This window comes from Paenibacillus sp. FSL H7-0331 (assembly GCF_001956045.1).
The window spans coordinates 1-12039 of the sequence record NZ_MRTH01000080.1 but is presented as its reverse complement, the minus strand read 5'-3'; the positions used below and the strand labels follow the sequence as shown (position 1 = coordinate 12039).

7 protein-coding genes and 1 pseudogene are annotated in these 12039 nt (G+C 40.9%); all 8 read right to left on the bottom strand.

What is annotated here, in order from left to right; all coding sequences use genetic code 11:
• Window positions 1–201: 201 nt before the first annotated feature.
• A pseudogene (locus BK127_RS46155) lies at window positions 202–503 on the bottom strand (group II intron reverse transcriptase/maturase); the annotation flags it as partial.
• 452 nt (window positions 504–955) lie between these two features.
• A complete protein-coding gene (locus BK127_RS40725) occupies window positions 956–1384 on the bottom strand; it encodes an SRPBCC family protein (protein WP_076238361.1) in 429 nt (142 codons plus the stop codon).
• Between the two features lie 559 nt (window positions 1385–1943).
• Window positions 1944–4178 carry an AraC family transcriptional regulator gene (locus BK127_RS40720; RefSeq protein WP_076238360.1) on the bottom strand — a complete coding sequence of 745 codons (2235 nt, stop codon included), beginning with the start codon at window positions 4176–4178 and terminating at the stop codon, window positions 1944–1946.
• A gap of 193 nt (window positions 4179–4371) precedes the next feature.
• The gene (locus BK127_RS40715) at window positions 4372–5535 is read right to left on the bottom strand and encodes a Gfo/Idh/MocA family protein (RefSeq protein ID WP_076238359.1); all 1164 of its coding nucleotides are present in this window, start codon (window positions 5533–5535) and stop codon (window positions 4372–4374) included.
• A gap of 18 nt (window positions 5536–5553) precedes the next feature.
• Window positions 5554–6360 carry a sugar phosphate isomerase/epimerase family protein gene (locus BK127_RS40710; protein WP_076238358.1) on the bottom strand — a complete coding sequence of 269 codons (807 nt, stop codon included), beginning with the start codon at window positions 6358–6360 and terminating at the stop codon, window positions 5554–5556.
• 23 nt (window positions 6361–6383) lie between these two features.
• Window positions 6384–7895 (bottom strand): extracellular solute-binding protein, encoded by a 1512-nt coding sequence (locus tag BK127_RS40705; RefSeq protein ID WP_076238357.1) that lies wholly within the window; start codon window positions 7893–7895, stop codon window positions 6384–6386.
• Window positions 7896–7925: 30 nt separating this feature from the next.
• Window positions 7926–8807 (bottom strand): carbohydrate ABC transporter permease, encoded by an 882-nt coding sequence (locus tag BK127_RS40700; protein ID WP_076238356.1) that lies wholly within the window; start codon window positions 8805–8807, stop codon window positions 7926–7928.
• A gap of 13 nt (window positions 8808–8820) precedes the next feature.
• Window positions 8821–9717, bottom strand: a complete 897-nt coding sequence (locus BK127_RS40695) for an ABC transporter permease (RefSeq protein ID WP_305954351.1) — start codon at window positions 9715–9717, stop codon at window positions 8821–8823.
• Window positions 9718–12039 lie beyond the last annotated feature (2322 nt).

Sequence of the window (12039 nt, the reverse complement as noted above, 5' to 3'; positions counted from 1 at the left end):
CAATCCGCGCAGGGTCAGTTCTCTGTCCAGGTCATCCAGTAGAATGTTGGCCAATAGCGGACTTAAGGGCCTCCTTTGTCCTCCGTCCTTTGACGGTTTCAGACCGGGCGAACGCACGACGCGGTGAAAGAAGTTCAGAGCTACATCAAGAGCGAATTGCGCTGGAGGGTAGACATGGACTTTGAGAAGTTCTTAGACCTGACTGTGCGGGGAAAATTGCGCATCAAAAATCGGGTTCATTACTTGTAGAAAAGTCTGCTGGAGGAATCGGTCCATCACGGTCGTGATACCGAGCAGCCGTATGTCACCTCCGGGTTTGGGGGTTTCCACCCATCTGAGTGGCATCGGTCTGTACGTTCCTGTGAGGTGTTCGGCCTTCGCCGATTCCCAATGTGTTTTCAGGTAAACCTGTAGCTGCTTACCGTTACGCTGTCCACACCGAGTGCTCCTCCGTTCTGCACCACTCGCCCGTAAGCTTGCCGAAGAGTACTTCCTTCAAGCATTTCTTAAAAGGGCCGCATAAATCGCGGCCTTTTGTTTTAGGGGATAAAGTTATTGTCACGCTAAATGAACTTGATTCATTCTCAATCTAGGTCATAAGCTTTTATTTCTTGTTTATATTGGCTTCTATGATCTTCTTTTAGAGTAACCAAATTTTTATGTAGTCTAAAAACATATGGTTCATGTTTGCAAGCAAGATCATCGCCGGCAGAAAACCATTGTAGATTAAACATAATTTAGATCCACTTTTTCGTCCTTGTTATATTATTCCGATTATCCCCAAAATCACTATTTTTAACCTTGGCTTTGAATGCTGACATCGTAGAAAAAAGAATACCTTTCAACTTCTGGACCTTCCAGATTGAGGTCCGGATTGAGAACGCAAAAAGGAACGGCGCTGCCACCGTTCTTTACCACTAAATCTATGATTTGCGTCTAACTAGAGTTATAAGTTCTAAAACTTCCGTTTATGATACGGTAGACCCTCGCCTTCTTCGCAATACTGTTTAAGACTGTACAAAAAAATAGCCCAGTTATAATTACATACGCGATAAAATGAGGTCACTTCCTCCCAATTCATCTGACGAAAAATGATTGAAGTCTTCCCGTTTTTTTCCTCCATATCAAAAGAAATTGTCGTACCTATCCATTCTGGATCTGAATCAACACACTGCCACAAAATCTTTTTATCGGTAACAAGCTCATCAACTCGCATCTTTGTTAAGCCTTTTCCGCCGAATCGGAACTCATTTATACAACCGATCTGATCATTGACTATTAGTTCATTTGTCCATATTTCTGAAAGTCCTTTTGACGTGGTTAATGCTTCATATACCGTTGAAGCTGGAACATTCACGGTCTGTAAGTGCTCGATATTTGCCATAATGCTCATTCCCCTTCTTTATAAAGATTTAATTAATGTAATTGTTTGTATACGAATACATTTAGAATTTCCAAAAATATTCATTGATTATAGCATGGTACGGTTGATGTAATTTCTTTTCGATTGCTCATTTTTGAAATAACGCAATAGGGTAGGTTTGTTTAACTATGCTGCCCCGTTAGTTGAGCGACGCAGTCAGTCTCATTGTATTAACATTATTATTTAGTCTAAATTTTCATTATTTACGGACAATAATAGCATAATATCCCTATTTTTTGCATGCAATTATCTATTTAAATGGTTAGTCATCTTACATAAGGTCAAAGTAAGCTGTGAGTTTTTATGATGTCTTTAGTGACTCACTCAGAATGTAGGAACATTTGTGTCGTTGGACATCGGATGACAAGAACTTTATATCATTCCCAGACGATCCAGCGTAACACCGCTAACCTGAATCAATACCTCTTCCGGCAATGCTTCCTTAGTTTTACCCCGGAGTAAACCCATAATCGAGTGGCCCTGCATTATCCCTATTGGCCTGTGTTTTGTTTAACTTACTTTATTTTTGCTGCTGTCTAAATTGGATAGGAGTTGTTCCAAATACCTTCTTGAACGTTGTGAAGAAGTGGCTTTTCGTTTGGAAACCAGCCTGTTCTGCAACTTCCGCTACAGTTAAGTCGGTGCTTAAAAGAAGTTCCTTTACCCGCTCCAAACGCTGATTTATAATAAAGTCCGATATTGGGCAATCCATCCATTCCCTAAACACGGTCCGAAGATAGCTGACTGAGACCGATGTATGATCGGCTATGGAATCCACACTCAGTACGGGGTTATGTAGATTATTTCGAATATAATGAACGGCTTCTGTAACAATTTCTTCTTTTCGGTTATTAGTTGACCGCTGTTTTAAATCGTCAACAATTTGATGCAGGAACGTTTCAATCCAAAGGAATGCTTCATTTAAATGATGGAATTGATTTAGTGTATGTTCAATTCCTTCCATTCCTTTTACCGTATTTAGCTTTTTAAAATTTTTCATCAACTCATATATTAAATGAATAAGCTGCATTTTGCATTCCGAATAAGTCATTCCCTTCATATCCCCAGCCAGCTGCTCCAAATATCCTTTAACAGCTAGCAAGTTACCGATACGCACAGAAGCAACGAGTTCTTTTATCACATCTTCATCAAGATAATTGGGTCTATCCTCAAACTGCTTTAAATCACTCTCCGAATATACACGGTCATTGCCATCAATAAAATTAAGCATGGATGCTTCCATAACCAATTCATAGCTCTGAAGCAGTGCTTCATCCGAAGCGTTAGGATCGCTGACCGCTGCAACAACTCCGATATGCAGCCATTGGTCAATATTTGATTTGATCTCTTGAAGCATAGCATCGATTTTTTCTTTCTTCTTTGTGTCAGGGAATATTAGAACGGTATGATCGATTCCAATATCGACTGCCTCTCCGGCTAAGCTATATTGTCTCATGACCTCATTAGCTATATTGCCCATCGCGTACTTCATTAGCTTTCTTGAAGGAAAATCATATTTATCACAGAATGCAGCATAAAACCGGATCCTTAAAACCGCTAGTCGGATCGAAACAGCGGCAAGCACCGGTATCTCTTGAAGCCATTCTTTTTTATAACCTTCTGAAAGCGAGCCGCTAAGTATCCATTGACGCAGCCGCTCCTCCTTGATTAATGATTTACTATCTTTGATAGAACGATCCATCTGCTCCACTTTCTTAATAAGCGTTTCGATACCGGAAGTGATGTTCACTGTGGTTTCCACTGTGTTGGAAGGGAAATAGGGCTGACCCATACGCGCTTGAATAGCTTGCAGCATAGTACCTATGGGGCGTATATTGGTTCTGGAATACCAATAAAGTAACATCCAGATAATCAGAACAAGCAGACTGAAGCAAAGCAAAATCGTCCATCTGGTGATGGAAGTACTCTGATTTAGCGTTTCAAGCGAGGTTAGATGAAAGATCTTCCAACCCGAAATACTTAGCGTCTGATAACGTAATGACCACTCCTTGCCATCAACCGAAAAATGAGTTTTCCCTAAGTTACCGTTTAAACTAAACGTTCTTACCTTCTTGAGCATTTCATCCGAAACATTCCCCAGCATCAATTCCCCTTCCTCGTTCAGTATGAACACATCATTCGCGATCTGCTTATTCATTTGCAGGATGTACTGCTGTAGCTTTTCCTTATCCAGCAGCACCGCCAATTTACTGTTGTTCTCCCCTCTATCAATGACATCTCGCACAACCAGTAACAAATAACTTTTGCCCTGAATCTCGTAATTTCGAAGGTTTAGGTTTCGACTCTTTTCCGATCGGGCTTGTTCAAGAATTCCCTTGTTCTCCTCGTCAGATAAATTAGTCAGGCCTTTATCCGAAGCGTAAATACGGTTAATGGAGGGATTAATCACGTATACGGACTGAATAAACGGCTCGATACCTAAGTAATCCGTCAAACTCAATTCCATTGGTTTAAAAACCCAATAGTCGACTTCCGAAGCGGTCATCCAACCGTTTACATTCTGATCTCGAAAAATACGGACGGAATATAATTTGAGTTTTCGCAGCGTGTAATCGGTGTTGTCCTTAACTTGAGCAATTCGCTGCAGAGTCAGGCGGTCAATTTCAGTTACTGCATTATTAGTCAATTGCCTAGTTAAGATATAAGAAAATATATAAATGGTCACAGTGAACGCTAAGGCCATATATAAAAACATTCGTAAATGCAATTGCTGCGGCAGCAGATGACGAAGCATTGTCAACCCTCCTTGTCGTCGATGTATCTTATTCTAAAGGTATCCCTCCTTCAGCCTATCGTCAAGTTTGTATTTGACCGGGATTAACAAAAAACCTACGGATCGTAAGTGACTTGTCATCCGCAGGGTTTTGAACGCTATGATTGGTCAATCCTCTGTCCTACTTGACTCTTGGAAAACAAAGTATCTTCTTCTACAGCTGCATGATTGGCGATTTAACATACTTGGAGGTATGTATCAATTCCTTCAGCTTGTTTTCATAAGCATCGGCATCCATGGGCAATACAATCTTGCTTTCAGTGAATGAAGATTGCATAATGGCGTTGGCTAAGGTCAACCCGTTGATCCCTTCTGTACCGTGAGCTACTAACTCGCCGCCTCCATTTTGAATAGCGCTAATAAACTTTTCGATGACAACGAGATGCCCTTGAGGTTTAGTGATATCTACAGGAATTTCCGTATACCAGCTTTCAACATTGCCGAATTTACTTTTCGATTCCAGAATGAAATCAAATACGGACATCTGATTTTGATACATGACCATCTTTTCATTCTCATAAACCAGCTTGCCGTGTTCTCCTACAATTTCAAAACGGTTTGTTCCGGGAGTCTCAGCCGTGGTTGCAATAAAATGGCCAATCATTCCATTCTCATGTTCAAAGTAGGCTGTCACTTCGTCTTCGACTTCAATATTGTGATATTTCCCGATGTTAACAAAACCGCTGATCTTCGCTGGCATTCCGAATAACCACTGATAAAGATCCATATTATGCGGACATTGGTTGGTCAGAATTCCCCCGCCTTCTCCGGCCCAGGTCGCCCGCCAGTCGCCGCTGTCGTAATAAAACTGCGGGCGAAACCACTGCGTATTGATCCAAGTAGCACGAATCAGCTTGCCGAGCTTCCCACTTTCGACAATTTCCTTTAACTTCTTATGAAACGGATACGTTCTTTCCTGGAACATGATGGCAAACACAAGCTCAGGGTATGTTTCTTTAGATCTTTCATAAGCAGCTACCATTTTCTTCGCATCGTTTAAATGCACAGCGATAGGTTTCTCACAAAGCACGTGAATCCCTCTGTTAAATGCATCGATGGCAATCGAAGGATGATCATAATGGGGTACCGCTACCGTAATAGCTTCAAGACCCGGTTGATCGAGAAGTTCTATATGGTTATAGAAAGCCGGTACATGCAGCTCCTCAGCAAACTTATCGGCTTTGTCCTTAATTACATCACAAACACCGACAATCTCGACCTTTCCGGCAGTCTGCAGCTGTCGCAGAAATTTGATATGACCCGATCCCATTGCCCCTACTCCAACTACGGCTATTTTTACATTTTTATGAATAGTCATTTCTAAGTCCTCCTCGGATTAAACGAATGCTCGGATGTATTGAATAAATGCTGGCAGTACAACTTCCGGTTCTTCAAGCTCAGGATGCCACTTCTTTTCCCACTCCAACGATAAGTATCCTGTGTAACCATTTTTCTTTAACAATTCGATATTTTTCTTAATAGGAACTTCACCATCGCCAATGAAACATAGCTGGAATCTGCCATTGACCTTTTTGGTATCTTTAACATGGACATGCTCGATATAAGGAAAGATTTTCTCAATGAATGGTTCAATGGTATTGCCGTATCTTTTGTACGTATGCTCCATATCCCACAGCACGCCCAAATTGGCACCAGTGACCTTGTCCAGTACAGGCAGCATATGATCCAGATCGGAGAAGTCCCCGTGGGTTTCCAAAAGGATGCGGACATTTCTTTCCGAGCCATAGTCACAAAGCTCTTGTATGCCTCTTGTAATCCTTGCAATAATTTGCTCTTTTTGGGAAGGGTCCGGCACATTATTCCCAAAAATCCTTATATAGGGTACGCCTAACTTTTGCGCTAAATCTATATGTGCTTTCCCTTCAGTAATAAAACCATCGTATTTGTCAAGTTCATGGAATTGGCAGGATGTATTCAAACCGATTATTTTTATCTGCTTTGAATGTAGTTGCTCCAAAGTTTTTTCCAGATTCTCAGGGAGAAAGGGCCTTGCCTTGGGCAGGAACATTTCCCCTTCAATGCCTCTAATCTCAATCCCGTCGTACTTTAAACGTGTGGTCTCGTTCAAAATATGTTCCCAACTCCAATTCGGGCAAGACAAGGTTGTAAAAGCTATTTTCATTCCAATACCGCTCCTCAACATTATTATTTGGTCGAATTTCTCTTTGCGTATGACTCTGACATCTCCTGAACAATTTTAGAAAAATTCGGTTCCGTTTTTAACTGGTTGACAAAAGCATCCCATTTTTCTATCGGTTCCTTGCCCATAACCACTTGCAGCTTCATATCGGTAATTTTCTTGTTGTATTCAGGCCAGAACTTAATCCAGGTCTCGGAATCCAAACCGACTGACGGATCATTGACCGCATTTTTTACCCGCTCATCCATAATCTTTACATGACGGTCATAGTACTCTTTCGGAATTCCCGGAACATACGCTTTTTGATATTTGTTGTAGCTAAGAAAAATTTGACCAAACGCTTGTTGGGATACATTGTCCTTTACAGCCTGTTCTGTAGGGATTTTAAAGCCGTCTTTTTCAACGTAATGAACGTCTTTAAAGCCGAAATTCGCAAGATCCGATCCTTCAGCAGAAGCCCCGTAATCCATGAATTCCATAATTTTCTTCAACTTCGCTTCAGAAACGGTTTTAGGAATCAGAAACATTCCAAAAGAGCCGATTTCTGTCTCGCTCACTCCGTTTAATGAAACAATCGGCTCCATATAAGCATCAGGCTTTTGTTTTCTAAGCTCGGCTGTTATATGCCAAACCTGATCTATGGCTTGTGTGGCGACACCAGCCTTCCCTGCCTTTAGCATATCCAGGATTTGACTCGGTTTAAGCATCAGGAAATCTTCGGGAATCAGCTTTTCTTTATACAATTTATTGGAGTACAAAAGTGCGTCTTTTTCTGTTGATAAGTAAATAGTAGGAACCAGCTTTCCATCCTGTACTTTCCAATCGCCTATAGTTTTATTAGAAATGTTTTCGAAACTTCTTATATTTAAAATGACTCCGTACGTATCATTTTTCCCGTTTCCGTCGGGGTCCTTATTGGTAAATGCCTTCATCACTTCGTAGAGTTCATCCATGTTGGTCGGCATTTTTAAGCCCAGTTGATCAAGCCAATCTCTGCGGATGCTTAACCCGTTCTGGCCATAGACTGGTCTTACCCGGGGTATACCATAGTTATGTCCATCCGCATAGGTCAAATTTTTCCAAGTTTCTTCAGGAAACTTTGCTAAATTCGTGTAATTTTTATACAAATTAGTCAGGTCCCAAAAGGCCCCTTGAGCAGCCATCCCCTTAATAACCGATGAATTGAGCGGGTCGGTTGTCAAGATTAAATCCGGCAGCTCACCGGAGGCCAACGTCACATTTAATTTATCCGTATAGTTGTTGGATGATGTCCAGGCAATGTTCAGCTTGGTATTCGTCCGTTTTTCGATTTCTTTTATTATTGGGTTGTCTTCTGAAGGTGGTTCTTGCGAATAAAAGGTCGTCAATATGCTGATTTCAGTTGGCTTCCCCTGTTTCCCCCCCGCTTGTTCCGCTGAATTTGCTTGTTCTCCCCCACCTCCTCCGCATGCAGCCAACAATAAAGCTAATGAAACTTGCAAGGAACACCCTTTAATTACTGCATTTTTCTTGCTCATACATTTACCTCCATCTGTCAAATTTTATATTCATTCCTTCACAGAACCTACCATGACGCCTTTGGCGAAATGCTTCTGCAGGAAAGGATACACCATAACAATAGGTACTGTTGCCACAATAACTGCGGCCATTTTAAGAGTTTCCTGAGGCAAGGTTTGCTCGGAGGCAATTTGTTGCGCTAATTCCCCGCCTACGCTGGTCGATGAATCGATAAGCATATGCTGCAGCAACACTTGTAAAGGCCACTTTTTGAAATCGTTCAAATAAAGAATCGCGGAAAAAAATACGTTCCAATAAGCTACGGCATAAAATAGACCAAAGGCCGCCAGAGAGGGCAAAGAGATCGGCAGGACCACTCTCATCCAAATTCCTAAATCGTTGCATCCATCGATATTGGCTGCTTCTTCCAAGCCGGGTGGAATGTTATCGTAAAAGCTTTTCATAAGAAATGTATAATAAGCTGTTGTCAGTACCGGCAGGATTAATGCCCACATGCTGTTGATCAGCCCTAAGTTCTTCACAAGCAGATACGGTGGGATGATACCCGGATTAAAAAGCATCGCGATCACAATAAGCATTAACATGACTTTTCTTCCCATCAGTCTTTTCCTCGATATGGCATAAGCAAAGCTTGAGGTTACAGCAAGACTCAATACAGTGCCGACTGTAGCTAAAAAGGCGCTATTTCCCATCGCTCTAATAAACGTATTGGTTGACAATAGATATTGATAATTAATTAGCGACCATTTCTCCGGGATGAGGATGAGACCCGCAGTCCGGATATATTCAGAGGGGTCGGTAAAGGATATAACCAGAATGTAAAGGAATGGCAGGATCGTGGCCACTCCAGCTATAATAAGTATGGATACGACGGCTGTATCAGCTAATCTAATGTTCCATTTATTGTTCAATGTCTCCACCCCCTCAATATAGGCCTTCCTTGCCGTATGCCTTAGCCAATTTGTTAGTTGCGATTACCAATATAAGCCCTACAACCGACTTAAACAGCCCAACCGCCGTAGTGAAGCTAAACTGTCCATTTTGTATACCCATCCTATAAACGTAGGTTTCGAATACATCGGCAACATCCGTCACTGCACTGTTCATCATGAGATATACCTGCTCAAAGCCTACATCCAGAACATGGCCCATTCTTAGAATTAATAATGTAATAACTACATTTTGTATGGCAGGCATCGTGATATGTTTCATCTGCTGGAGTCGGTTAGCCCCATCCATCTTAGCCGCTTCATATAGAGCAGGATCGACCCCGGCTATGGCTGCCAAAAAAATGACGGTGCCCCAGCCTGCTTCCTTCCAAATGGACTGCAGGGTCAGCATCACCCAGAAGTAATTTTCATTCGTTAAGAAGTCTATCTTAGAGTAACCCATCATGTGGATTACACCATTTACAATACCTCCGGATTGGGAAAACAGCAGGAACGTGATCCCCGCAACGATCACCCAGGAAAAGAAATGTGGTAGATATACGATGCTTTGGATCGTTTTTTTGAACTTGCTGTTTCTTGCTTCATTGAGAAGCAAAGAAAGAATGATGGGTGCAGGGAAGAAAAAAACTAAATTTAAAATACTAATGACCATTGTATTCCTTAATAATTTCATGAATTCACTGCTACGGAAAAACCTCTCGAAGTTTTCGAAGCCCACCCACTTACTATGCAGGATTCCTTTAAACGGCGAATACTCCTGAAAAGCAATTATGACTCCACCAATGGGAATATATTTAAAAATCAAAAAATACAATATTCCAGGCACGGCGAGCAGGTATAAATATTTGTCTCGTCTAAGACGGTTCAGCACCGTATTTACCTTCCCCTTTTTAACAGAATGGAATTGTGTTGAATGCTTATCCCCTAAAGCATTTTGTTGCAAACCCCTTCACCTCTCTTTAATAGATTGATCCAAAAGCAGCAGATGCAGCACCACTATGAAGAACTAAGCACATCGTACGTTAACTCTCATTTGTTGTATAGTTCTTATTCTCATTCAGCAGTTCTATTCATGGTTCTCCACTTAATTATCAAGTCCTTAAATTAACTTTTGGCACATCCGTTACTAGTTTGTTTCAGGAGCCTGTCGCTTTCCTAGCAAGCTATAACTGTACATTCATCACCTTCAAATTGGAAGGAGGCGGTGTAATGGAAAGTAGTGTTATTATAGAGCGAACAGCCCCCAATTGAGATCAAGTTGGGGGCTGTTCTGATGGTGCGCTCGGCATGGGCGATAACTAGTCGGTGAAAGTTCCGCTACAGGCTTGGCAGTAGGAACTGAAAGGCAAGGGAGTCGGTCGCGAGGCCGAATCTGAAGGAAACCGGAGGCACACCCTCGGTCTGACGAACAGAAATCACATAGAAGGCATGATGAGACGGACGAGCTTGCCAAAGAAAAGTCCCATACTGACCGAACCTCATCATGTAGATGTGGCAGATAGATGAGGGGAAAATTATTGCTCTTACCCGGGGAGGTCTCACACGCGGAGTAGGAATAAAAGTCCGAAACTTGGAGTAAAGCTTGCTTTGAGAAGTCAGCCGACGCCATTGTTTAAAATAATTGATACATATTTGAATAGTCAGTCTATTGATTATCCAACGGAGTAGCAATCTTATTGTCAACTTCTTTTATATTAGTTTGATTAAATAATTCTCTTCTATAACTTTCAAGTACACGTTGAATCAATCTTGTGACAATCGCAAAATTACTTGGGCATACAGGACTTATATCAAATCTGCGGGAACTCCTCTTCTCCCTCCGCTTTCCTTAGCTCTTGTAGTACCCGTATACATTGCCGATGTTGTTTGAGCTTTTTTCTTAAAAACGGTCGAGTGTCAAAAAACAGACTCTGTTTTGATGATAAATCTCATCTTGATAAGACACAGTTCTATAATATTCAGCCTTGGTATTCATTCTGATGCCATAAAAGCGCTTGGAAAATATAAGTGGAACCGTTTGAAATAAATCGGTTGACGCATAATTATGTAAAAATAACCACCGCTGGTTGTCCCTTTGATCCATAGTTAAGGCAATTAGGACAACTATCGAATAAAATAGTTTCATGGACAGGACATCTTTTGATCAATTTAAAGATGTTATTAAAAAGTTGGGGTTAAGCTTCGACATATTAGTATATCTTTCAATTAAGGACCAATTTCCCAAAATACTCCGTCTTTCATCGTTGCTGCAATGGCAGGATTATATTTGCTAAATACCGCTTTAGGTAGTTCGCCTGAAGCAATCGTGACACTCAGCTTTTCCGCATAGTTTCCTGGAACCCATTGAAAATCCAGGTCTGTGTTCCGAGGCGAAGAAGGGCAGCAAATATGCTTTTGCTCTACTGCTAAATCGATATATGGGAATCGGAATTAAATCCAAGTGATCTCCAAAATGAATATCCCATATTATTCCATTTCATTTACTTCGATATCTACATTTTTCGTGCCCAATGTTTCAAGCAACTTCATAAAAGCAAATTTTCCATAGCCATTTCTTCTACTATTTCGACATATAAAAAAATGTCTTAAATACAAAGATTGGTTAGTCGTCTTACATATGGTAAATGTAGGCTGCGAGTTTTTATCATGTCTTTAGTGACTCAATCAGAATGTAGGAGCTTTTGTGTCGTTTAACGACATTGTAGGAACTTTTGTGCGTTTGCCACGAAACAAATGTTCCTACATAATAAAATAAAAGCCTGATTTATCAAGCTTTTTCACTAAAGTAATTGTGTCGTTGGACAAAAATTTTAATTTGTTCAAGGAATACATAGCCATTTCCGGTATGCTTTTTTCAACCATTTCATTTACAGCATTCCAATTGGGTACTGTTTTTCGTTCAGCACATATAGTAGCAACAACCAGTATCCACTGTTTAAAATAATTGATACATATTTGAATAGTTAGTCTATTTATTATCCAATGGAGGAACTAAAGAACAATTGCATAGTTTAAACCATTGTCCAAGTCTTCATCGTTCCGTAGACAACCAAGACTGGAAATCGAATGGACTGAAGAGTATCATGGACAGATATAACTCATTACGGCGTATTTCATGAACCGCCGTATACCGAACGGTACGTCAGACTGTCTAACAACTGATTGCTAAGTACTCTTTAAAACGTGGATTCAT

Excerpts from the sequence above, each read along its gene's own strand:
- BK127_RS40725 (WP_076238361.1), bottom strand. The coding sequence starts at position 1,384 with ATGGCAAATATCGAGCACTTACAGACCGTGAATGTTCCAGCTTCAACG.
- BK127_RS40720 (WP_076238360.1), bottom strand. The coding sequence starts at position 4,178 with ATGCTTCGTCATCTGCTGCCGCAGCAATTGCATTTACGAATGTTTTTA.
- BK127_RS40715 (WP_076238359.1), bottom strand. The coding sequence starts at position 5,535 with ATGACTATTCATAAAAATGTAAAAATAGCCGTAGTTGGAGTAGGGGCA.
- BK127_RS40710 (WP_076238358.1), bottom strand. The coding sequence starts at position 6,360 with ATGAAAATAGCTTTTACAACCTTGTCTTGCCCGAATTGGAGTTGGGAA.
- BK127_RS40705 (WP_076238357.1), bottom strand. The coding sequence starts at position 7,895 with ATGAGCAAGAAAAATGCAGTAATTAAAGGGTGTTCCTTGCAAGTTTCA.